Source organism: Leptospira sanjuanensis (assembly GCF_022267325.1).
Taxonomy (GTDB): domain Bacteria; phylum Spirochaetota; class Leptospiria; order Leptospirales; family Leptospiraceae; genus Leptospira; species Leptospira sanjuanensis.
Genome location: NZ_JAIZBG010000001.1, coordinates 3,553,293 through 3,576,488, shown reverse-complemented (window position 1 = coordinate 3,576,488; position 23,196 = coordinate 3,553,293). Strand labels below are relative to the sequence as shown.

The 23,196-nt window shown below is 46.3% G+C and carries 19 protein-coding genes and 1 pseudogene; 12 read left to right on the top strand and 8 right to left on the bottom strand.

Annotated elements, in window-relative coordinates:
* Window positions 1-443 precede the first annotated feature (443 nt).
* From LFX25_RS16265 to LFX25_RS16235, 7 genes are all read left to right on the top strand, one after another.
* Entirely contained in the window at window positions 444-1,130 is a 687-nt protein-coding gene (locus LFX25_RS16265) for an acetoacetate decarboxylase family protein (protein WP_406600538.1), read from the top strand.
* Window positions 1,131-1,200: 70 nt separating this feature from the next.
* Window positions 1,201-2,382 (top strand): acetyl-CoA C-acetyltransferase, encoded by a 1,182-nt coding sequence (locus tag LFX25_RS16260; protein WP_238731172.1) that lies wholly within the window; start codon window positions 1,201-1,203, stop codon window positions 2,380-2,382.
* Window positions 2,383-2,864: 482 nt separating this feature from the next.
* Window positions 2,865-4,028 carry an acyl-CoA dehydrogenase family protein gene (locus tag LFX25_RS16255; protein ID WP_238731171.1) on the top strand — a complete coding sequence of 388 codons (1,164 nt, stop codon included), beginning with the start codon at window positions 2,865-2,867 and terminating at the stop codon, window positions 4,026-4,028.
* 86 nt (window positions 4,029-4,114) lie between these two features.
* Entirely contained in the window at window positions 4,115-5,536 is a 1,422-nt protein-coding gene (gene trpE, locus LFX25_RS16250; protein ID WP_238731170.1) for an anthranilate synthase component I, read from the top strand.
* Entirely contained in the window at window positions 5,536-6,114 is a 579-nt protein-coding gene (locus LFX25_RS16245; RefSeq protein WP_238731631.1) for an anthranilate synthase component II, read from the top strand. Before trpE ends, LFX25_RS16245 begins: the two co-directional genes overlap by 1 nt.
* Window positions 6,111-8,009 carry an ABC transporter ATP-binding protein gene (locus tag LFX25_RS16240; RefSeq protein WP_167450714.1) on the top strand — a complete coding sequence of 633 codons (1,899 nt, stop codon included), beginning with the start codon at window positions 6,111-6,113 and terminating at the stop codon, window positions 8,007-8,009. Before LFX25_RS16245 ends, LFX25_RS16240 begins: the two co-directional genes overlap by 4 nt.
* Entirely contained in the window at window positions 8,006-8,419 is a 414-nt protein-coding gene (locus tag LFX25_RS16235) for a response regulator (protein WP_238731169.1), read from the top strand. Before LFX25_RS16240 ends, LFX25_RS16235 begins: the two co-directional genes overlap by 4 nt.
* 155 nt (window positions 8,420-8,574) lie before the next feature.
* Here the strand turns inward: LFX25_RS16235 and LFX25_RS16230 are convergent, their stop codons facing one another.
* Window positions 8,575-10,014, bottom strand: a complete 1,440-nt coding sequence (locus LFX25_RS16230; protein WP_238731167.1) for a HEAT repeat domain-containing protein — start codon at window positions 10,012-10,014, stop codon at window positions 8,575-8,577.
* A 55-nt stretch (window positions 10,015-10,069) separates the two neighbouring features.
* On the opposite strand from LFX25_RS16230, the pseudogene hflX reads away from it, so the two are divergent.
* A pseudogene (hflX, locus tag LFX25_RS16225) lies at window positions 10,070-11,937 on the top strand (GTPase HflX).
* On the opposite strand, the gene LFX25_RS16220 reads toward hflX, so the two are convergent.
* From LFX25_RS16220 to LFX25_RS16210, 3 genes are read right to left on the bottom strand one after another with little or no spacing between them, the layout of a single operon-like run.
* Complete coding sequence (locus LFX25_RS16220; RefSeq protein ID WP_238731163.1) at window positions 11,901-12,272, bottom strand: STAS domain-containing protein; 372 nt, start codon at window positions 12,270-12,272, stop codon at window positions 11,901-11,903. The pseudogene hflX and the gene LFX25_RS16220 overlap by 37 nt on opposite strands.
* Before the next feature lie 11 nt (window positions 12,273-12,283).
* On the bottom strand, window positions 12,284-12,586 hold the full coding sequence (locus tag LFX25_RS16215; protein ID WP_238731161.1) for a hypothetical protein: 303 nt from the start codon (window positions 12,584-12,586) through the stop codon (window positions 12,284-12,286).
* 33 nt (window positions 12,587-12,619) lie between these two features.
* Window positions 12,620-13,909: a homoserine dehydrogenase gene (locus LFX25_RS16210; RefSeq protein ID WP_238731159.1), complete on the bottom strand. Its 1,290-nt coding sequence runs from the start codon at window positions 13,907-13,909 to the stop codon at window positions 12,620-12,622.
* 151 nt (window positions 13,910-14,060) lie between these two features.
* Between LFX25_RS16210 and LFX25_RS16205 the strand changes: the two genes are divergently transcribed.
* Together LFX25_RS16205 and LFX25_RS16200 are read left to right on the top strand one after the other, a co-directional pair.
* The gene (locus LFX25_RS16205) at window positions 14,061-14,690 is read left to right on the top strand and encodes an LIC_10572 family protein (protein ID WP_118964389.1); all 630 of its coding nucleotides are present in this window, start codon (window positions 14,061-14,063) and stop codon (window positions 14,688-14,690) included.
* A 13-nt stretch (window positions 14,691-14,703) separates the two neighbouring features.
* Window positions 14,704-15,972 carry an amidohydrolase family protein gene (locus LFX25_RS16200; protein WP_238731157.1) on the top strand — a complete coding sequence of 423 codons (1,269 nt, stop codon included), beginning with the start codon at window positions 14,704-14,706 and terminating at the stop codon, window positions 15,970-15,972.
* A 25-nt stretch (window positions 15,973-15,997) separates the two neighbouring features.
* Here the strand turns inward: LFX25_RS16200 and LFX25_RS16195 are convergent, their stop codons facing one another.
* From LFX25_RS16195 to cutA, 3 genes are read right to left on the bottom strand one after another with little or no spacing between them, the layout of a single operon-like run.
* The gene (locus LFX25_RS16195; protein WP_238731155.1) at window positions 15,998-16,777 is read right to left on the bottom strand and encodes a GNAT family N-acetyltransferase; all 780 of its coding nucleotides are present in this window, start codon (window positions 16,775-16,777) and stop codon (window positions 15,998-16,000) included.
* A gap of 38 nt (window positions 16,778-16,815) precedes the next feature.
* Complete coding sequence (locus LFX25_RS16190) at window positions 16,816-17,649, bottom strand: patatin-like phospholipase family protein (protein ID WP_118954884.1); 834 nt, start codon at window positions 17,647-17,649, stop codon at window positions 16,816-16,818.
* 22 nt (window positions 17,650-17,671) lie between these two features.
* Complete coding sequence (cutA, locus tag LFX25_RS16185) at window positions 17,672-17,992, bottom strand: divalent-cation tolerance protein CutA (protein ID WP_118954885.1); 321 nt, start codon at window positions 17,990-17,992, stop codon at window positions 17,672-17,674.
* A 117-nt stretch (window positions 17,993-18,109) separates the two neighbouring features.
* Here cutA and LFX25_RS16180 point away from each other — a divergent pair, with 117 nt between their 5' ends.
* Together LFX25_RS16180 and LFX25_RS16175 are read left to right on the top strand one after the other, a co-directional pair.
* The gene (locus LFX25_RS16180) at window positions 18,110-19,495 is read left to right on the top strand and encodes an OmpA family protein (RefSeq protein ID WP_238731153.1); all 1,386 of its coding nucleotides are present in this window, start codon (window positions 18,110-18,112) and stop codon (window positions 19,493-19,495) included.
* 257 nt (window positions 19,496-19,752) lie between these two features.
* A complete protein-coding gene (locus LFX25_RS16175; protein ID WP_406600537.1) occupies window positions 19,753-22,317 on the top strand; it encodes a SpoIIE family protein phosphatase in 2,565 nt (854 codons plus the stop codon).
* On the opposite strand, the gene LFX25_RS16170 is transcribed toward LFX25_RS16175, so the two are convergent.
* Entirely contained in the window at window positions 22,314-23,189 is an 876-nt protein-coding gene (locus LFX25_RS16170; protein WP_238731149.1) for a ribose-phosphate pyrophosphokinase, read from the bottom strand. The genes LFX25_RS16175 and LFX25_RS16170 overlap by 4 nt on opposite strands.
* Window positions 23,190-23,196 lie beyond the last annotated feature (7 nt).

Sequence of the window (23,196 nt, the reverse complement as noted above, 5' to 3'; positions counted from 1 at the left end):
TCTTCAGTGAACAATGTTCATTATGACCAAAATAAACGAACGATGTTAATTAAGTAAAGAGAAAAAGGAAAAGAATTCCTACTTTCCAAAATTGGCTTTTTTTGAGGATTTGGAAGAAAAGACAAAACGGGTAGAATCGCCTTATTTCGAAGGTTTCTTTCTATTTTTAGGTGGCATCGGTGGTAGCAAAAAAGGCTGTAAAAAAGAAATCTGTGGGAACTCCTACTTCCAAATCCGCTTTGAAACGCGGTTCGGCCTCGAAGCCGGGTCGCTCGGAAAAACTCACCGAACACCTCTCTATGGATCGCTCGGAAAAACTCAGTATCTCGCTCCCTACGGGTCGCTCGATAGGTCGCTCGACGAGTCGGAACTCCGGCGCATCCGCGAAGGCCTCCGCAAAATCCGGCCCTGCTTTCAAAACGAACGGCAAAAACAACAACGTCATCCTTTCTCAAAAATCACAAATCGGTTCTTCCAAAGCGGGCAAGGGACAACACTTTCCTGCGCCTTGGGATTTAAAGGGAGAAGGATTTCTTTTTCCGCTTTGGGCCAAAAAAGATTACAACCGTGAAATGGGATTCTTTTCCGATGAAGATTCCAAACAATACAAGGGCGGCCTCGGTTCTCTGATGCTTGTGAACTACGAGACCAGTGATGTCGGACCTTATTACGAACTTCTTTATATTCCCGGGAACTTCGAATACAAGGACGAGTCCTACAAACGAATCACGAGAATTTTCGTTTCCAGTCAAAAGTCGGTGGAAGAGGGAATTCTCAACTGGGCGATTCCCAAAGAAAGAGCCGACTTCGTTTGGATGAAGGAAGGAAATCTTACGAAAATTTCCGCGTATCGAAACGGAAAAGAATTCTTTCGCGTTACGATCGCGACAAAAGGTTTTTCCTTTCCGGTTTCGACAAAAGTTCTCCCGTACACCCTTTTGCAAAAATCTCCCGAAGGATATCTACAAACTCAGTTTATCGGTAAGGGCAAGGGAAGAATTGCGACCATCCAAGAGATTTGGAGCGACGAGGCGGTGTTCCCCGACGCGATCAAAGGCGGTATGTTCAAAACGGGAATTCATGCGAACCCCTTCGAGCTTGTGTTTCCCGTTGCGGGCAAGGTGAACTGAGATAGGAAACGGAATCGGCTGAAAGTAAACGCATTCAATATTTAGAATATTAGAGTTATTAGGAGTAATCATGGAAGAAGCGGTCATCCTGGACGGTATTAGAACCCCGTTCGGTAATTTTGGAGGAACTCTCAAGGACCTCAGTGCGGTGGATTTGGGAGTTTTGGCTTCGAAAGCAATCTTAGAAAAAACCGGAGTTTCTCCGGATGCGATCGGCGAATCGATTTTCGGAAACGTAATTCCGACCGGTAAGGAAGCGATTTATCTCGCTCGTCATATCGGTTTGAAAACCGGTCTTCCTCTCGCTGTTCCTGCGTTGACGTTGAACCGTCTTTGCGGCTCCGGTATGGAAGCGATCGTGCAGGCGGCTAAGAAGATTTATCTCGGAGATGCGGATGCGGTTCTGGCGGGCGGCGTAGAGTCGATGAGTAACGCGCCTTACGTTGTAAGAAACGCCCGTTGGGGAGTTCGTTACGGTTCCGCCGAATTCGAAGACACTCTCGAACAAGGTCTTACCGATCAGTATGTCGGTTTGATTATGGGTCAAACCGCGGAGAATCTTGCGGACCAATATAAAATCTCCAGACAAGAACAAGACGAGTGGGCGGCGACTTCTCAAACGCGTGCGGAAAAGGCTACGAACGAAGGCCGTTTGAAAGAGGAGATTCTCCCCGTTACGATCGGCGGTAAAAAACCGGTTACATTAGAAAAAGATGAATTTATCAAAGGCGCTGCGGGTGCGGAAAAACTCGGAACCTTAAAAGCGGTTTTCCGCGAGGGTGGAACGGTCACCGCCGGAAACGCTTCCGGTTTGAACGACGGAGCCGCTGCGACGATCGTTACTTCCGCTTCTTATGCGAAGAAGCTCGGTAAAAAACCTCTCGCGATCATTCGCGGTTACGGTCACGCGGGCTGTGATCCTGCAAAGATGGGAATCGGTCCTGCGATCGCGATTCCTGCCGCCTTGAAAAAAGCGGGATTGAAACTTTCCGATATGAGTTTGGTCGAAGTCAACGAAGCGTTTGCGGCTCAGTATCTCGCGGTTCAAAAAGAACTCGGTCTGGATCCGGCGATCACCAACGTGAACGGCGGTGCGGTTGCGATTGGACATCCGCTCGGAGCGTCCGGCGCGAGAGTTACCATCACTTTGGCGTATGAGTTGAGAAGAAGAAAGGCGAAATACGGAGTGGCTTCTCTTTGTATCGGAGGCGGTCAGGGGATCGCTCTCGTTCTGGAAAATCCGGAAGCATAAGAGAATCGAACGATTACGGTTGGGAAGAATTCTTCCTTACCGTTTCTTCCGAAAAGCCCGGGGTTTCCTCGGGCTTTTTTATTAGCATTTTCTGAAACGTTGTACCTCCTACATTTTCAAATTCGGTTTTGAAAACGGTTGGATTTCCCCCGAAAAAGGGATAACTTCAGGATAGAATCGAAGAAGGAAAGAATTCGAATTCATCCGGGGCTGCGGGTTGTAGTTCCTACAATTTCAAATAGAATTCTTAGGAGTTCCAACAGCGAATAGAAGCCTTCTTTCAAGTTCTACGAGGCATTTGGCTTTCGTACCTTCTTGACGGTAAAGGATTCCCTTCGAATCCTGCATACAGAGCTCTTCAATCCAGGTTCCAATACCGAATTCGAGGCTGTACCGGAAATGAGACACCGGCTATCGGCGATCCAGGCGGGATGCCCGGAACCATCGGACGAGTTCAATTTCGACCAAGGTGTGCTATTAAAATGGAATTTGCCCTTTCCAGCGAACAGAAAGAATTACGCGAACTCGCCCGAAAATTCGCAAAAGAGGAAATGCGTCCTCGCGCGGAACATCACGATCATACGGGAGAATATCCCATTGAAGTCCTAAAGAAAGCCTGGGAAATCGGGCTGATGAACATTCACATCGAACCTCGGTTCAACGGTTCGGGAATGGCGGAACTTGACGATGTTATCATCGGTGAAGAATTATTCTGGGGTTGTTCCGCAATGGCTACCGCAATCCTCGCAAACAATCTCGCGTTAGCTCCGGTTCTCTTAGGAGCGAGCGATCGAATCAAAAAAGAATTCGTTCAACCTATGACGGAAGAATTCAAACTCGCGGCTTATGCGGTAACGGAGCCCGGCGCGGGTTCGGACGTTGCCGCGATCCGCACCTCCGCAAAAAAAGTCGGGGACGAATACATCATCAACGGATCCAAAATGTGGATCACCAACGCCGGTTACGCGGATTGGTTTTTCGTTCTTACCAAAACCGATCCATCCGCGGGTCACAAAGGAATCACGGGATTTATTGTGGATGCCAAATCTCCCGGCATCATCATGGGAAAGAAAGAAATCAACATGGGACAGAAATGTTCCGACACACGAGGAATCACATTCGAAGACGTGAAAGTTCCCGCGTGGCAAATGGTAGGGCGCGAGGGGGAAGGTTTTAAAATTGCGATGGGCGCGTTCGACCACACTCGTCCCGGCGTCGCGATCGGAGCCGTCGGGGTTGCAAGAGCCGCGATGGAACATTCCATCAACTACGCGAACACACGCAATACGTTCGGTCGTCCGATCATGGACAACCAGGGAATTTCCTTTATGATCGCGGAAATGGCGCGCGATATCGAAGCCGGAAGACTTCTTTGTTATCAAGCCGCTTGGATGATCGACAACGGGTTCAGAAACACCTATCAAGCCTCCATCGCGAAGATGTTCTGCGCCGATATGGCTATGAGAGTTTGTACGGACGCCGTTCAAGTTCTGGGCGGATACGGTTTTAACACAGAATATCCGGTTGAAAAATTAATGAGAGACGCTAAGATCTTCCAAATCTACGAAGGAACTTCGCAAATTCAAAGAATGATCGTTTCTCGTTTCCTCGCCGACGGAAAGGGAATCGAGGGACCGAACCTCTGAAAGACTATTCTCTCACATTCGAGGAATTTTCCGCGCAAGCCGAGCGCGGAAATTTAATCCCCGTTTTCAAACAGGTCTTTTTGGACATGGAGACCCCGGTCTCTCTGTTTGCAAAATGGGGATGTGAATCGTCAAAAAATTCTTTCCTGCTCGAATCCGTCGAAGGCGGTGAAAAGCTGGGGAGAAATTCCTTTCTTGGAAAATCACCTTCCCGAATTTTGCAAGGGAAGAACGGCCTTTTTTATATCACCGTCGGCGACGAACCTGCGACCGAAATCATCACATACGATCCTTTAGTGCTTCTCGAAAATCTTCTCGGAGACGACGTTTACGTTCAGGATTATCGTTTGCCTCCGTTTGCGGGCGGCGCCGTGGGGTTTTTGTCCTTCTCCGCGGTTCGTTATTACGAAAACATTCCCGATACAAAACCCGAGGATGAAAACGCGCCCGATTGTTATTTCGCGATCTGCGACGAACTTCTCGTGGTCGATCATATCGATCACGTTTTAAGAATCGTGGTCAACGCAAGAATCGGAGAATTCGCTTCCCTCAAAGAATGTTACGATAGCGTCCTCAAAAAAATCGATTTTATAGAAGAGGAAATCCGAAACGGAGTCATTCCGGACGAAATCAAAAATCCGAAAGCCGTCCACGGAACTTTACAATTAAATCCGAATATTCCGGATGAGGAATATAAGAAGAATGTCGAACGCGCCAAGGAATACATCAAGGCGGGCGATATCTTTCAAGTCGTTCCTTCTAGAAAACTCCGATTTAAGCCGGAGGTTTCTCCGTTTCAAATCTATCGCGGTTTAAGAACGGTCAATCCGAGTCCTTATATGTATTATCTGAAACTCGGTGAAATCACGATCGTGGGAAGTTCTCCCGAGATCATGGTAAAATACGCGGGCAATCAGACGTATTTGCGTCCCATCGCCGGAACTCGTCCTCGGGGTAAGAACGCGAGCGAGGATCAATATCTCGAAGAAAATCTTCTCGCGGATCCGAAGGAAATCGCGGAACATATCATGCTCGTCGATCTTGGACGCAACGATCTCGGAAGAGTTTGTATGCCGGGAAGCGTCCGCGTGAACGACTTCAAAGTCATCGAAAAATATTCTCACGTAATGCACATCGTAAGTCAATGTTCGGGAGAACTCGACGAGGAAAAAACCGTTTACGATCTGATCCGCGCGACTCTTCCCGCTGGAACGGTTTCGGGCGCTCCGAAAATCCGCGCGATGGAAATCATCGACGAATTGGAAACCACCCGCCGCGCGATCTATTCGGGCGCGCTCGGTTATATTTCTTTTTCCGGAGAAAGCGATCTCGCGATCATCATCCGCACGATCGTGTTCTACGGAGACACCGCATTCCTGCAAGCGGGCGGAGGAGTCGTGTATGATTCCGTCGCCGAATCGGAACTGGAAGAAACCAAAAACAAAATGGCCGCTCTTTTAAAAGCGGTGGAGTTTGCGAGAAACGGACTCAAAGGAGAATGGAAGTAATGCTTCTCCTCATCGACAATTACGATTCTTTCACATACAATCTCTATCAGTATTTCTGTCAGATCGGAAACGACGTCGAAGTTTATCGGAACGATAAAATCACGTTAAACGAAATCAACGAACTCAAACCGAAGGGAATCATTCTTTCTCCGGGTCCGGGTCGTCCCGAGGATTCCAAGGTTTGTCTGGACGTGATCCGAGAACTCGGCGGCAAACTTCCGATCTTCGGGGTTTGTCTAGGACATCAGGCGATCGGTCTCGTTCACGGCGGTAAAATCGTTTCCGCGCCATCGATCATGCACGGAAAGGTTTCTTTGATAGAACACGACGGTAAGGATATCTACAGAGGAATTCCTTCTCCCTTCGTTGCAACCCGTTATCATTCTCTCGTGATTCAACCCGAAAGTATGCCGAAAGAATTGGAAATCGCTTCCAAAACGCACGACGGCGTGATTATGGGAGTTCGTCACAAAACCAAAAAACATCTTTACGGAGTTCAATTTCATCCTGAATCCATCATGACCAGCGCCGGACTGGATCTGGTCAGAAACTTTTCCTCTATCGTTCAGGAGCTATGAAGTTTTTTTTCAGACTTCTATCGTATTCCGTACGTTATAAGTATCGATTCTCGCTCGGAATCGTTTTCGCATTATTGACCGCGATCTTAAACGCGGTCTCTTTAACGGCGCTCATCCCTTTATTCGATTCTCTCGGCAACGATAAACAAACCCGCTTTCAACTGCAGATGACCCTGCCCGAACAGAGAATTCTACTGAAACAAAAGGTATTCGGGGAAGAATCCCTGGACGGTCTCGAACGAACCAAACTTCTTTTGATCGACGCGAAAGAATGGGTCAACGGAAGAACGAAAGGTCTCGAACCGAAAGAAGTTGTTTGGGCGATCTGCATCATCGTGATGCCATTGTATCTTCTCAAATTGATTACGTATTTATTATCCGTTTTCTGCATCGCAACCGCGGGTTACAAGGCGGTGAGGGACATACGACAGGAACTTTTCGAAAAGAATCAGCTTCTTCCTTTGACGTATTTCTTTAAGGAAAAGACCGGTCTGATGATGAGCCGTATCATCAACGACGTCGAAGTCGTGGCCGCGGTGATTTCAAGCAACTTCCGGGACGCTACGATCAACTTCTTTTATGTAGTCACACACTTAATGGTATTATTATATTTGAATACCGAGTTGTTGTTGATCGCCTGTCTTACGGTTCCTGTCATCATTCTCCCCGTAACCTTGTTCACGAGAAAAATCACCAAGTCCACAGCGAGATCCCAGGAGAAGATGGCCGATCTCAACGCGAACATCCAAGAGATGATTTCCGGAATCAAGGTGATCCGCGTTTTTAACTCGGAAACGTACGAACAGGAAAAGTTCGGTAAGATCAATCACAACGTCTACCGAAGAAACTTCAAAGGACAGTTTTATCTTCAGATCGCGCCTTCTCTCGTCGAATTGACCTCTTCGATCGTAGTTCTCGGTTTTTTTGCGGCGGGGGCGAGTTTGATCTACAACGGAAGATTCACGCAAGGGGAATTCATGGCCTTCTTGTTGACGCTTCTGTTCTTGCTCAGACCTCTGACGCAGCTTTCGCAGATGGTCGGAAAGATCACGCAGTCCATCGCCTCCGGAAAACGAATTTTCGAAATCATCGATTTGGAAACGGAAGACCACAGCGAAGAGAGCAAGGTAGCCGCTTCTCCCTTGTCACAGAGCATCGAATTTAAGAATTTATTTTTCTCTTATCCCGGGACCAATGCAGCCGTTTTAAAAGACATCAATCTGAAAGTGAAAAAGGGCGAAACGATCGCTCTGATCGGCGCGAGCGGTTGCGGCAAGTCCACTCTCATGGACTTGCTTCCGCGGTTTTTCGATCCGACCTCCGGTTCGATCGAGTTTGACGGAGTCGATGTGCGCGACATCAGTCTCGGCGATCTTCGTAAAAAGATAGGAATCGTTACTCAGGATATTTTTCTCTTTCACGGAACGGTCGCGGATAATATCGCCTATGGAAAACCGGGGGCGACCCGCAAGGACGTGATCCGCGCGGCGAGACTTGCGCACGCACACGATTTTATCAAACAGATGGATAAAGGATACGACAGTATTCTCGGAGTTCGAGGTTTGAATCTTTCCGGCGGACAAAGGCAACGTCTCGTGATCGCCCGCGCTTTGTTGCGCGACCCGGAAATCATGATCTTGGACGAAGCGACTTCCGCTCTCGACGTGGAATCGGAGCGACTCGTAAGCGACGCTCTCCGAAGATTGTACGCCAACAGAACCACATTCGTAATCGCTCATAGACTTTCCACGATCAAAGACATTCCCCGGATCATCGTTATGGACAACGGCAAGATCGTGGAAGAAGGAAATCACAATTCCTTATATGAGCAAAACGGAATTTACCGAAAACTTTCGGACAATCAATTTGCGGCTAATAACGGAGTATTACCATGAAAAAAAGCGTTTTGATCGTGGACGACAACGACCGCTACGCGAACAACCTCAAGGTTTGGTTTGAAAAAAAGGGATTCGAGACCGTGCGCGCGATCGACGCTGCCCAAGGTTGGGAAATTTATTCCAAAGATAAGAATCGGTTTCATACGATCGTGACGGATATCACGATGGAAACGCAAACGTCCGGCCTTTGGATGATCCGCAGGATTCACAAGGACGGGTATCAGGGAAACAAAATCATCGCGACCACCGGTTTCGATTTTCCCGGCGTGATGTTTTTTTCGGCTTCGATTCTTCCTTGGTTTGCCGGAATCGGTTGGATGGTTCCTAAGGTTCCGCTCAAGGAAGGAACGGTTGTGTTCCTTCCCACTGCGCTGAAACGAAGAACGACCTTTGAATCCGTTGTTTAAACGGAGTAAGTCCGAACTTCGTACAAATCCGAAATCGAACGGAACGCTCGCAAGATCTATTCTTGCGAACGAAAGCGCGCTTAAATTTTAATTAAGTCGGGTTTAACCGTGCGACCTTTGTTGATCTGATTTTTTCCGTTTCGGACATTACCGGATCAATTCTCCGGAGTTTGCCCGCCTTCATTGGAAGGTTGATTCTCCGTTTCGGAAGGATTGGCCGCAGGATCGGTTTCTTCCATCTCCGAAGCGGGAGTGAATTTGTTTTCCTTTCTCCGATACTTTCCTTTGCCTTTCTTTTTCTCTTTCGGAGGAGCGATGATCGTTCTGATCTTTAAGTAAGGACCGAACACCCAGGATTGGAACGTTTCGTAATAACTTTCCGGATTCTTGGATTCAAGAAGAAGAAGGTAGTAATGATCTTCCGCGTATTTATCTCCGACCTTTTGTATAAAACGGCGATCGCTCTTCTTCAAAATCTTTCCGACTTCTCCCACGGTTAGGTTTCGCATCTTGCGGGATGTAGGATACGGATTTTCTTGCGAAAAACCGCCTTCTACTTGAACCGTTCCGAATTGATAAAAAGCCTTTCTCAGATAAAGCTGCGCCAAAACCCTTTGGGTCAATTCGTCCGAAGTGGAACTTTCTAATATTCTAATAAACGAATAGGTTCCGTAAAGGCTCGTGTTCTGGCCGATCGCCTCGATGATGTTGCGCACGAGTTCCGGTTTTGTTTCGAGGGTTTGTTCCAAAATTCTAAGCGACGCTCGGGTTTTATGAATTCCCAACGCTTCGATCGCGGTCTTTTGAAGTTCGGGATCTTCCGATTCCAAATACGTTTTAAAGAGTTTGAGGTCGTCGTTTACCTGAAACGCGGCCAAACCCAAGATGGAGGCCTTGACGATTTCGGTTCTGGAAGAACGGATTCCCTGGCGGATCAAAATGTCCCGCGCCGAAGGATCCTTGGTTTTACCCATTCCTCTCCAGGAGGAAAACTGAATGTCCGGATCGTTCGACTTGATTCCTCTGAAAAAGTAATCCAAGGAAGATGGAGAACCGATATCGGCTAACGCCTTGTAGGCGGCCTGTCTTACCGCTTCCCCGTCCCGTTCGATTACGTGGTGCAGCGTCTTTACTCCGCCTTTTCCCATTCTTCCGATGGCTAAAACCGCGGCGGCGCGCACTCTCGGAATCGAATGCGTGAGCGCGATCCGATCCAAAACCTTATAACGTTTTTCCGCTTCCGCGCGGAAGACGGTCAGAATTCCTTTTTTGAGGGAAAGATCGTAATCGATCTCTTGTCTTTCTTTCGGTGTGAGGTCCTTTCGTTTTCTTTTTTCATACGAAGAAACTCCGTCCGATTCCTCCGTAAGATTTCGCGGATCGTCCACGTTCAAACCGCCGGAAGAGTTTCCGTCCGTAGACGATTCTCCCGAACCCGGAGTTTCCGCGGAATCGTCCGGCGCGTCGACTTGTTTTGCGAGCCCGCCGTTTTGTTTCGAAATTGAAATCGATTCCGCTTTCAGACCGGAAAGACTCAAAGAAGAAAGAAGAACAACGTAAAACGATACGTTTCGAATTTTAAAAAATGAGGACATGGGCAGCCTTTGAACGATAAAAATTTTTCTTAAGGGTCTATTATAAGTTCGGTCGATTTTTCAGCTTTTTCACGCTTTTTTCCATGACAAGCATGATTTCCGAGAACACGAATGCTTGACGGAAACCTGCAAACCTGCTACGTTTTAGGTAAAAGGAGAATATTCTTTATTAGCAAGCTCAGCGGCAACCTCAACGGTCTCAAATCCAATCAAATCCAAAGATTGAAAAAAATTTCCGAGAAAAGAATCCGGGAAGATGTAATCGTTAGTCAAGAAATTTCACGCACTCTCTGCGAATTATCCTTAGAAATCAGTAAACAAATCGGAATTCTCATCGATCGATCGGGTTACGTTACTCATGTGTTAGTCGGATCGGACAATTCCATCGAGATCCCGTTTTTGGACCGCCTTCGTACGTCGGAAGCCAGGCTGCGCGGCCTAAGGCTCGTTCACACACATTTAAAGGGAGAATCTTTAAATCAGGAAGATTTGACCGACTTGGCGTTGCTTCGTTTGGACTATATCACCGCGATCGTAATGGATTCTTCCGGAAATCCGAACGGGTATTACTCGGCGCACGTAAATCCGGAATCGGAAGACGAGCTTTGGACCGTTCTCCCCAAACAATATCCGGGTCAGCTAAAAGAAGGAATCATCGAAGAAATCTTGGACATCGAGTCCATGTTGTCTCGTTCGAGAAGAAATCTCAAGGATGCGCAAAAAGAAAACCGAGCTTTCTTAGTCGGCGTATATCCCGAAAGAACGACCGGCAGACATCCAAACCTTTCCATGGAAGAATTAAAGGAACTCTGTAGAACCGCGGAGGTTCACGTGGTCGATACGTTTATGCAGAGAAAGAATCGTCTCGATCCTTCCACCGTTCTCGGAAAAGGAAAGCTGGAAGAAATCATCCTCAAAGCGATTCAGAAACACGTGGAACTTCTCGTGTTCGATTTGGAACTCACTCCTTCCCAAGCGAAGAAGATTTCGGACATCGCGGACATTAAGGTCATCGATCGTACTCAGTTGATTCTCGATATCTTTGCGAGAAACGCGAAGAGCCGAGACGGTAAACTGCAGGTCGAATTGGCTCAGTTGAAATATCTCAAAGGACGCCTAACGGAGTTGGACGACAACATGTCGCGCTTGACCGGGGGAATCGGAGGAAGAGGGCCGGGGGAAACGAAACTCGAGATCGGAAAACGGAGAGTAGAGGAACGGATCACAAGACTCGAAGTGGAACTCAAATCCCTTAAAAAAAGAAGGGAAATCAATCGGAGACAAAGAAAGAAAAACGAACTTCCGGTTGTGGGCATCGTGGGTTATACGAACGCCGGAAAATCCACTTTGTTGAACGCGTTGACCAACAGCGAAGTCCTTTCCGAAAACAAGTTGTTCGCGACTCTCGATCCGACTACGCGAAGAATCCGCTTTCCGGAAGAAAGAGAAATCATCATCTCGGACACGGTGGGATTTATCCACGATCTTCCTCCCGAACTTTCCAACGCGTTCAAAGCGACCTTGGAGGAATTGGGGGATTCGGACCTTTTGATTCACGTCGTGGACGTTTCCAATCCGGATTATAAACTACAAATGGAAGCCGTGGAAAAGATTCTGGAAGAATTAGAACTTTCTCATATACCGATGATTCAGGTTTTCAACAAGATCGATAACCTCGAAACGTTCAAGACTTGGGCCGGGGCAAACGAAGATTCGAACGGATACAAAAAATCCTCCCGGCCTTCGATCAATCACGGACCGGGTTTGGAAGCGATCGCCGATTTAAAAGAGGATCTGGGAATCGATCTTCATTCGGATACGGTTCTCGTATCCGCATACAGAGGATGGGGTTTAAAGACTTTATTGGATCTTCTGGAAGAAAGAATTTACGCGAAAGCCTTCTTTGCCTCGTCCACGGAATGATAGATCTCGACCTTTTTCGGAAGTTCCATCAAACGAATCACGTTTTCCAAAAAGTGATTCAATCCTCCGATCACGATCTTGCCGGAATGCTGATCCACTGTTTTGATCAAGGTAAGAATCGTAGCCACGCCGACGCTGTTGATGTATTCGAGCGCTGAAAGATCGAGAATGATATTGTAGACTTCTTCCTCGAAGATAAAATGAATTTTACGGGAAATCTCGAACGAATTGGAGTTCGTCACCTTGCCGTTAAACACGACGAGCTGGACGTCCTTATTGGGGAGACTCGTTTTTGTAGTCTCAATATACAATGAATCGAATTCTACTCTCGCCATGAAAATTCCTTTTATCGTTCCGGGTAAAGTTTCCCGTCTTTGTATTTCAGTCGGACTTTCTCGCCCTCTTGAAAAGTATCGGCATCATACCGACCTTTTAAAACAACTTGAATCTTTCCTTTTCCAGGAATCTCACCTTCATATTCCAGGTAGTTCCTTCTATGAGAACGTTTTTTTTCAAATTCCACTACGCGCCCTTTCAGAAAATCGTCCAGATTTACATCGGAAGTCCCGAAAGTCAAAAGATTCTCCTCTTGGCCCGGATCTAGGAATAAGTCCAGATGTTTCCCATTCTCCTCCGAATGCAAAGACAAAGTGAATTCTTTCCATTCCAAAGGACGGAATTCTCAGAGCTTATCTTCCAATCGGATCGCAACCGAAGAGTGTCGAATCAAGGAAAGTCCGTCGATGATCTTCAACGATTTCTTGATATTCTCCTCCGTTGCCGGATGCGTAATAACAACAACTTCCACAGGTTCTTTTTCGGCTTCGTTTTGTCTCACGGAAGAAATAGAAATTCCGTGATCTCCCAATACCTTGGAAATTTCGGAAAGTACTCCGGGCAAATCCACGGTGGTAAATCGGAGATAGTAACGAACCAGGGAACCGTTGGCTTCCGAGATCGTCGCTTGCGGAAAAAGATTCTTTTCCGGTGCGATTCCCTTGTTTCTTCTCGCTCCGTAATACAGAATATCGGAAACGACGGAAGAAGCCGTCGGTAGCGAACCCGCTCCTTTCCCCACGAACATTCCCGGACCGGCATACGCGGTCTGATAATAAACCGCATTCATCTCGTTCATGATATTCGCGAACGGATGTTTTACGGGAATCATCACGGGTTGAACTCGGGCTTCGATCTTATTCGACAACTTCCGCACCAACCCCAGAAGTTTAATTCTGTAACCGAGTTCGCTCGCAAATTGAATGTCCAATCCGCTGATCTTTGTTATACCTTCGATTTGTACGCTCTGTAAAGGAATTTTTTCGGCGAACGCCAAACTTCCTAAAATGCTGATTTTGTGAGCCGTATCGATTCCTTCCACGTCGAAGGTGGGATCTTTTTCCGCAAAACCTAAGTCTTGTGCGATACGCAACGCTTCCGAATAATCCAGGTGTTCCAACTCCATCTTGGAAAGAATAAAATTCGTAGTTCCGTTTAATATGCCGTATAAGGAAAGAAAGGAATCTGAACCCAGTCCCGATTTGATGGAACGTATGACCGGAATGGCTCCCGCGACGGAAGCTTCCATTCCGATTTCCAAACCTTGTTCGTGAGCTAAAGAGAATAACTCGTCCCCTCTTTGAGAGAGAAGGGCTTTGTTTGCGGTGATCACCGTTTTGCCGTTCTTTAACGCGTCTTTTACGATGGAATACGCAATGTCGGTTCCGCCAACGAGTTCCAGAATCATATCGATTTCCGGATCGGAGATCATTTTTTGATAATCGGATTCTAATTTACAATTCGGAAAACTTTGAAGTTCCTTTCTGATTTTTTCCGGTGAACGTGTACAGATCGAAGAGAGGATCAATTCCAATCCGAACTTCTCCCGATACGAGGCGCTTTCCTTTTTAAGAATTTCTAAAACCCCCGATCCGACGGTTCCTGCTCCGATCAATCCAATGCGAATGCGTTCCATGGTTTACCATCTTCGAAATTTGCGGGGAAGATTCACTTCATTTTCAAAGGAAAAGCGTTGTTCCTCAACGGATCGAAATTTTAATTTACAACTTTTCATTTCTCTGGTACGAATCAAAGATAAGTCGTTAAATTCAACAACACAGGTCCAAATGGCAAACAAAAGAAGGCCTCCCCGAAAGAAACATAATTCAAATCAAAAAGGTTCGGGAGGAAACGAGAGGAATCGGGAAAACGCCGAATCCAACCGCGGCGGCAACGAACAGAGAGAAGGAAATCGAAGACATTCTCACCAGCAGCGCCAACAACACGGAAAGAATTTTCAAAGAAATCAAGAGTTCCATCGCAAGAGTCAAGAACTTGCAATGGAAAAAAGCGCCGAGCCTAAAGTCAGACCTCCCCGCGAAGGAGGCAAACTCGTAATCCGCATCATCCTTACGGGATGTATTCTGCTCTTGGGAATTTTCAGTTATTTCATCTGCGAAAACTATCACACGAAAACTCCCGTTTACGGCAAACGCGGCTGGGACGATACGTTCCATCGATCCGCGACTTGGGCCGAAGCGAAAGAGATCTGCGACGAAAAGGCGAAACGTCTTCCGGGTAAAGATCAGCTCAAAACCTTCAGCAAACGCGCCGATCAGAAACTGAAAAACGCGGGAGTGTTCTGGTCTTCCAGCCAAGACGGTGAAACCGGTTATTACTTTTCGGTTAACTTAAAAGACGGGATGGAAACGAGCAGCCTCGGAACGATGAAATACAACGTGATCTGCGTTAAGTGAAACAGCGCTTTTCATGATTCGTAAAATCTCCGGCAGAATCGTAACACACGAACGCGAGTTCGACGGAACGGTGGAATGGGATCCTGAAACCGGATGGATTTCGTCCGTTCGCGAAGGATTGGAGTTCGACGTCACCGAAGAACAAACGAAGGAAGAAGCGTGGTTTGATCCGAACCAAACCGTGATCTTTCCGGGGTTCGGCGACATTCATATCCACGCAAGAGAGGACGAAAGCGGCAAACATACTTACAAAGAGGATTTTCTATCCGCGAGCGCAGCCGCGATCAACGGGGGAGTTGTTCACGTCGCCGATATGCCGAACAACCCGATTCCTCCGGTGGATGAAAATTCATATTCAAAAAAACGCAAGTTAGCCGATCGTTCTCCGATTCACATCACGTTGTATGCCGGGATCGGACCGGACACGAAACCTCTTTCCAAGTCCGTTCCCTACAAAGTTTTTATGGGACCGAGCATCGGAGAATTGTTTTTTCATAACAATCAAACTCTGGAAGATACGATCCGCAACTATGCGGGACAGAATATCAGCTTTCACTGCGAAGATCCGGAAATTCTCGAAAAACATCAGGACGAAAAATTCCACGAAGACAGAAGACCGGCGGAAGCGGAAACGATGGCGACCGACTTCGCTTTGTATCTGATCGAAAAATATAATCTTCGCGGAAAACTCTGTCATTATTCTACGGGCGACGGTTTGAACAAAATCAAAGCCGCAAAACAAAAGGGCGTTAAGATCACCTGCGAAGTCACTCCCACGCATTTGTTCTTCGACAAGTCCATGTTGACTCCCGAAAACCGGCTTTGGTTTCAGATGAATCCTCCGCTTCGCGAAAAGGAAGACCGCGAAAGAATGCTGCAAGGCGTCAAAGAAGGTTGGATCGATTATCTAGCGACCGATCACGCTCCGCACAGCATCGAAGAAAAACAAAAAGGAACGAGCGGAATTTCTCAACTCGATACGTATTCACTTTTTGTAACATGGTTGATTTTGGACGCGGGCGTGGATCGGAAAACGATCGCAAAAATCTGCTCTAAAAATCCGGGAGACTTTGTGAACGAATATCTCCCTCCCAAATTCGGAAAAGGTTTCGGGAGAATCGAACCGGGTTATTCGGCGAACTTCACCGTGTTGAATTTGAAACGACCGAAAACGTTCTTAAAAGAGGAAATCAAAAGTAAATCGGGTTGGTCGCCTTTTGAGAATTTTACGTTTCCCGGTTCGATCGAAGCGGTTTTCTTTTTAGGCAATCGGATCAAATAAACACGTCAGAACGCATTAAAGTTTTCTAATGGATTTGAGTTCTACCCCAATGACGCAGGATCGTAGAATCTTGAAAACCGAATCGTTCGTAAATTCCTTGTCCCATCTTGGTCGCGTGAAGAATGATAAATCCGGAAAATTCCTTTCGGATTTCCCGTAAGATTTGATCCACTAGAACGGACGCAAAACCGAAACCGCGATGCGCTCCGTCCGTCGTAATCGAATACAAACCGAAGGATTCTCCGTCGAAATAGCTCATTCCGGTCGTAACCATCGTTCCGTTTACGAAACCTCCGTAGAGCCGAAAACCTTCGCGTCCGATCAGTTTTAAGTAGAGGTTTTCCCGATCGTCGGATTCGAAGGATGAATTTACGATCCTCAGCCAAGTTTTGAGTTCGTCCGCGTCGGCAATCAATCGCACATCCACGACTTCTTTTTTTGGAATGCTCTCGGTCCGCGAAGTTCGATTTTGATTCGGCGAAACCGGATTTCCCTTTAGAAACATTCCCACTTGTTCGTTGCAGGAATCGTAACCCAGTTTTTTGATCGCGGATTCGTGATTTCGTGTATTCAAAAAATCTAAAATATCGGGGTCTTGACCCTTGCTTCTAAGATCTCCGATTTCTTCGGTCAATTCGGAATCGGAAAACTTTCCCTTGAGGATGATTCTCGTAAACCAGTGTGAATCGGGGTTCGAATAGAAATCGAAACTTTTGTAGTTCAGGATCGGTGCGCCCATCAAATCCGAAAGTGTGCGGTGAAGATTGACGTAGTTTTCGGTGATTTCAACGACTTTCGGATTCATCTTGTTAGGCGATCGGATCTCATGCGGATTGCGCGTTTTTATGCGGATGCGAGGATCTTCTTTTTCCAATGATGAGCGCTTTTTCTACCTTCTTCCAACGCTTCTCTTCCGTGTTTGAGGCGATCGGCATCGATATAAGGCGTTACGGTTTCCACGCGTAATATTTGTTTTTTATAATGTTTTGCGAGAAGTTCCTTCAGTTCCCTCGTTTCGTTTTCGATGATCTGAACGGAAGAATGAAACGCGCGCAGCATTGCCCGTTCGGAATGGCCTTTTTTTGTCCGAACGCTGTGGACGACGATCTTCTTGATCGACTTATCCAAAATCAATTCCTTGATCGGTTCCTGATCGGCGACACCTCCGTCGATGAATTCCTCTTCTCCCAATTTTTGAATTTCGAATAGGAACGGAAACGTCATCGAAGCGAGGATTTGATCGATCAGATCTCCTTTCGTTTTGAGTTCGCGGATTTGTTTTGTGAGGTTGGAAACGGAAACTCCCATTGGAACGGGGAGATCTTCGATCTTCTTATGACCTAAATGCGGTTTTAATAATTCCTTGATTTTTTTTCCGGAAAGAATTCCGGAATAATTTTTGAGTCCTTTGCGGATCGGCTTTACGATATTCGTGATCAGATTTCCTTCCCAGAAATCCTTTTTTTTCAAGTTTAGAATCAGATCGGTCATCGTTTCGACAGGAACTCCGGCCGCAACGAGGGAGCCGATGAGAGCGCCTGAGCTGCAACCCGTGATTTTGACCGGATGAAATCCGATTTCGGAAAGTCCTTTGGCGAAACCCGCGTGCGCGTAAAAGCCGAAAAAAGCGGAGTTAAAAGTAAGGGCCGTATATTTTTGTTTAACGTGGATCTGCACTATATAACCTTTTTTGAATCTGTTATTCCGAAATCACTTCGCCGAACAACCACGTAAAGTAATCGCGGTTTCCTTCCAAAAGCGGAAGACTAACCACACATGGAACAGAATAACTGTGTAAGGATTTAATTCGAAGAGTGAGTTCGGTCATCAATTCGCTTTTTGTTTTTAGGATTAGAACGGCTTCGTTATCCACGACGAGTTTCTTTTCCCAGTGATAAACCGACTTCATCTTGGGAAGAATGTTCGCACAAGCGGCCAATCGTTCTTCGACTAAGGTTTTTCCGATTTTAAGGGCTTCTTTTTCGTTCTTTGCGGTGACGTAAACGAGTCTCGCTTCCATAGAATTCTCCCGAAACGAATCGGGACTCCGATTTTAATCTTCGTCCGAATCGCGTATTTTTCGGAAAGTTTTTTACACTTTCCTTATGTTTTCCTAAAATCTTACGAAATTAAAACTATGGGGAAACTTCCGCACAGACATTCGAAATCCGAAAACTTCTCCGGAGGTTTCCTCTCGACGACGTTTCGTATCGCCGTTCTAATTTTGTTTTTTGATTCCTTGTCTCTTGCCTCCGAAGAACCGGAAAAGATTCTTTTTCGATGGAAGTTGGTTCCCGGCGAGAACGTCGAGTTAAACGAATATCATCGCGTTCAATTGGTAAGTCAGGGAAGAAAAATCAAACGAGAGGATAAGAATCGAATTCTTTTACAAACTCTTTCGTGCGAGAACAAGGCTTGTATGCTCGAAGGATTTTTCGACACATACACACGTTTCCCCGAAGTCGATCCTGCGTTTCGAAAAGACAAAACGTTCAAGAGCAGATTTCAAATCACCGAACTCGGTCAATACCGCGTGCCTCAGGAATACAGCATGCCCAATCTGCGTTCGCTTCCGAGTTTTTCCGAAAAGCCGGTTGTAATCGGGGAAGAATGGACGCAACCCGCTACGGAAAGTTTTCAATTTCCGGGCGGAAGAGTAATGATCACGGTTCTTGCAAAATATAAGTATCACGGAATCGACGAGTGGGCGTTTCAAAAACTTTCAGGCAAAGGAGATCGGATCGAATACAATTATACGTTATTCTATGATTCTCAAACGAATCAGGAAGGAGTTCCGTTTAAAATTTACGGGTTCGCGAGGGGGATGGTGTTCTTCGACCGCGAACAAGGACTTCCCCAATACAAACGGGTCCAACTCGCGTATACGTTCGTTTATGCGAACGGTATGGCTCAGGAAATGTCCTTCGATATTCACGGAGTATATAATAAAAACGTAAAATTAACCGATAACGATAAGGACAAATTCGCCGAAGAGATCCGCAAGATTCTGAAAAGCGAACTTCCAACCGGAATCGAATCGAACGGTGATCCGCAACGAAACGGCAAAAAGCCTCCCCGTAATACTCTGCAATGGCCCGAGGAAGAGGAGAATCGCGCGAGGCCGGAAAACGAAAAACCTTCCGGACCGCCGGTGGAGATTCGCAGGACGGAAGAGGGCATCGCCATTTCGTTGAATTCGGTTCTATTCGATTACGACAGTTCCGAGTTGAAGGAAGAGGCAAAGAAAGAACTAGAAAGAATCGCGTCCGTTCTCAAAAAATACGGCGACCGTGAAATACGGATCAGCGGCCATACGGACAATTCGGGCGGGGAAGAATACAACCGGAAACTTTCCAGAGAACGAGCGCTTTCCGTTCTGAAAGAACTCAGGGACAAACAGGGTCTTGAGGAAAAAAGAATGTCCTATGAGGGATACGGAAAGTCGAAACCGATCGCGGATAATTCCACGGTTCAAGGCAGACAAAAAAATCGCCGAGTCGATATAACGATCGTGATGGAGTGATCGTAAAACTCGGACGTTCGATCGAACGAAATTTTTTAGGATTCGTTTTAATCCTGATGTAAGAAACTTTCACCTAACATTAAAAAAGTGAAATATTCTTCCAAGTTCTTCCTTTCCGCCGAATCGAGGTTCGATCAATTATTTTTATTTCCGTTTAATATTGATTGCCAAACGAAGGATTTCTTCTATCAAAGGGCTGGCGGCAAATAACGGTGGATTCCGATTTTCAAAACAGAACCGAACGTTTTTATAATCGCATCCTCTTATGCGTTTTTTTTCTGATAAGCGCGCCTATCTTTTCATTTCCGATCCAATTGACGAAGGATTGGAAAATTACGGAAGGAAAAAATCTTGCCGCTCCGATCGAGAATTCTTCCTGGAAGGAATTGAAGTCTCTTCCGATTCCGAAAGATACCGTCCGTTCCTTTTCGTTTCCCGAAGGTTTTACGCGGACCGTAACCTTGTTAAAGGTGTTCGATATTTCCGCGCAGGATCTGAACGTTCTTTCCGTCGACGGACTTTCCATTCACTTTCCCCTTCTTACGAACGCGTATGAAATTTATTTCAACGGAGAAAAGATAGGAGAGGGGGGACTGGTCTTTGGAGGAAGAATCGTCAAAAACGGATTTAAAAGACACGTGATCTTTCCGATCCCCGAAAACAAAGTTCGCGTCGGAAGCAACGAAGTCCGACTGATCTTGTCTTCCGATCCGGGCGAGGAACTCGACGCGTACGCGAGTTTCGATTCCGTTCCTCCGATGATCGATTTGCAGTCGCGTAACGCGTCGATCTTATCCGAACGATCGACTTTGATGCTCGCGTTTTTATATCTGTTCGTCGGTTTCTATCATTTCCTATTTTATTTCAAACGTCCACAGGAGAAATACAATCTCTTCTTCGGTCTTTTTTCGATGTTGCTTGCGATATACATTTATCTGAGAAGCAACGCCGTTTACGAACTCAACCTTGATCCGGTCCTCCAAATGAAATTGGAGTATATGGTCGTATTCAACATTCCGACTTTTTTTCTTTTGTTTTTGGAACCGATCTTCGAATCGAAGATCGGTTCCGTGTCTAGATTTTATCAATTCTTTGCCTTTGCGCTTACGTCCCTGATTCCGTTTTGCAATCGTGCGATTTCCGTTCTATTGCTTCAGGCTTGGCAGTATTCGATCTTTCTCTTTGCGTCGTACGCGCTTTACGTTATGATCCGCTCCTTGATCCAAAGGAACCAGGACAGTGTTCGGTTATTCGCCGGATTCATCATTCTTCTGGTATCCGCGATCACCGATCTTGTGGGGTCTATGCAGCTCCTTCCTTATTTAGAAAATTATGGACTTCTAAAATATGGATTTTTTACCTTCGAATTGGGGATCGTGTTCATTCTCGCGAACCGATTTCTCAGGGTTCACAACGAAGTGGAAGAATTGAATCTGGACTTGGATCGAAAAGTCCGAGAAAGAACGGGACAATTGGAAGATACTCTGAATCAGATTCAGGAGTTGAAGATTCAGCAGGACGGGGATTACTTTTTGACTTCTTTATTATTGGATCCGTTGAATCGTTATAAGATTCAGAACGAATCGATTTCCGTGGAAGGTTTCAGCCGTCAGAAAAAACATTTCGAGTTCAAACAATGGAAAAAGGAAATCGGAGGGGACATTATCATCGCCGACGAGATCGTTTTGAAGGATCGGAAATATCTCGTTCTCGTAAACGGGGACGCGATGGGAAAGTCGATTCAAGGCGCGGGAGGCGCACTCGTGTTAGGGGTGGTTTTCAGATCTTTCGTTTCCAGGACAAAGAACGTTAGTTCGTATCGATCCAAGCCGCCTGAACTCTGGTTGAAGGAATGTTTTTTGGAGCTTCAGAACATCTTCGAATCGTTCGACGGATCGATGTTGATTTCCGTAGTCCTGGGTCTCGTGGATTTAGAATCCGGAATATTCTATTTTTTGAATGCAGAACACCCTTGGACGGTTTTATATCGCGACGGCGTCTCCTCCTTTATCGAGGACAAATTGGAACTTAGAAAGATAGGAATCACCGGTCTGGAAAGCAAGATGAAAGTGAAAATCTTCCTTTTGGAAAAAGGAGATACGATTTTTATCGGTTCTGACGGACGAGACGACCTGCTGCTCGGAGTCGATCCGGACGGGACAAGATTGATCAACGAGGACGAATCGCAATTCTTAAAAAGAGTGGATGAGGCCAGAGGCGATCTCGGTTTACTCGTACAAGGACTTCGGAATTACGGAGAACTTACGGACGATCTGAGCATCGTAAAGATGACCTATCTCAAAGAACCGGTTCGCCTGGAAAGCGCACCTAAAATTCAATCCTTCGTTTTTCCGGACGAAACGTATCTAAAGTATCTGCAAGCGGAGAATTGGGAACACGCTTTGTATCATCTCGAAAACCTGAAGAACAAATTGGAAGACGAGACGATGTCTCCCGCGTTTAAAAAGGAACTCGCGAAGATATATTATAAAATCGGCAAATACGAAGAGGCGCTTAATTTATTCGAGGAATTGATTTCCGATTTTCCCGAGGATGTGGAGGCGATGTTTACCGCCTCTTTGATCTACAAAAGGATGAAACGTTTTCGTCAAGCGGTGGAGTTAGGGGAGCGCGTATTACTCCGTGAACCGGAATTCCTGAACAATGTGGCTCATCTCGCCGAATCGTATCTGTTCATTCATAAGAAGGAGATCGCGGTAAAACTTTTGGAAAAAGTGGATCAACTCGATCCGAGTAATTCTCACGCAAAAAAAATCCGCATCCAGCTCGAGCATCCGATTCCAGATCATCGAAACGGTTAAAACAAATTCTCCGCAATCAGTGCGCTTATATCGATACGATTGCTTACGTGATCGATCGTATTCGTAGTAATGATCGGATTCGCTCCGCTTTCGATCAATTCTTGATAAGAATCGTCCGCGAAAATTCCGTGAACACAAAGACAAGCGGGGGCCTGCATTCCGGCATTTTTCAGATGTGCGATCGTTTTGAGCAGAGTTTTTCCCGTGGAAACGATGTCGTCTATCAAAACCGGCGTATGGTTTCGATACGTTTCGATCTGCGGAACGCTTACTTCCACGTCGCGGTCCCCTTTGCGTTTTTTTTCCAAAATCGTAAACGGAGAATCGGATTCTTTCGCGACTTCGCTAACCCATTGACTGCTCTCGTTGTCCGGTCCGATCAAAATCGGATTTTTGACGTTCTTGCGGATATAATCCGCAAAGAGCCGTGTCGCGTGTAAGGTCGTCGCCTTTACGCTGAAAATGTCTTCTAGGTTGTGAATTCGATGCAGATGAGGATCGATCGTCAAAACCGAATCCACGTAACGGGAAATCAAGGATGCGAAATAGCGGGCGTTGATGCCTTCTCCGGGATGAAAGACTTTGTCTTGTCTCATATAACATAGATAAGGCGCTATGAGATGAATTTTTTCGGCACCGAGCGACCTTGCCGTTTCACAGAAAAAGAGAAGCGGGACGATCTTTGTATCGGGGCGATCTAAGGAGCAGACGACGTAGATTTCCGTTTCAGCTAATTCTTCGTCGATTCTAAATTTGGATTCTCCGTCCGGAAATCTTCCGAACTCGGCTTTACCGACCTTTAAGCCGGATCGTTCCGAAATTCTTTTTGTAAGGGCTTCGTTTTCGGGCAATGAAATTAGGATTCGTTTCATAAACTCC